The sequence below is a fragment of the Arthrobacter sp. CMU6 genome, from assembly GCF_059090205.1.
The window spans coordinates 1-587 of record NZ_JBNHFL010000090.1 but is presented as its reverse complement, the minus strand read 5'-3'; the positions used below and the strand labels follow the sequence as shown (position 1 = coordinate 587).

Genomic DNA, 587 nt, shown 5'->3' with positions numbered 1-587 from the left:
AGGTAGTTCAGCGGGACGCCGAGCAGGGAGACCCCGGCGGTGATGGCGATGCCGCCGTAGGGGACGCCGGCTTTGTTCATGCGCTGGGCGAATTTGGGGGCGGAGCCGGCGACGGACATGGAGCGCAGGATCCGGCCGGTGGAGTAGAGGCCGGCGTTGAGGGAGGACAGGGCTGCGGTGAGGACCACGAGGTTCATGATGACGTCCACGCCCTGGATGCCGATGGAGCCGAAGAACGTCACGAAGGGGCTGACGCCTTTTTGGTAGGAGGTGTAGGGCAGGAGCAGGGCCAGGAGGATGACGGAGCCGACGTAGAACACGGCGATCCGGAAGACCACGGAGTTGATGGCCTTGGGCATGATTTTTTCGGGGTTTTCGGTTTCGCCGGCGGCGGTGCCGACGAGTTCGATGGAGGCGTAGGCGAACAGGACGCCTTGCATGAGGATGATCATGGGCAGCAGGCCGTTGGGGAAGATCCCGCCGTTGTCGGTGATGAGGCTGAAGCCGGTTTCCTGGCCGGGGACGGGGGTGCCGAAGATGACGAAGTAGGTGCCGATGAGCAGGAACGCGACGAGCGCGGCGACCTT

The 587-nt window shown here is 64.6% G+C and carries 1 protein-coding gene; it reads right to left on the bottom strand.

Translation table 11 applies throughout. From position 1 onward, the window contains the following. Nucleotides 1–587: amino acid permease (locus tag AC5RWD_RS23180; protein ID WP_494022265.1), on the bottom strand; the 587-nt coding region annotated here is incomplete at both ends.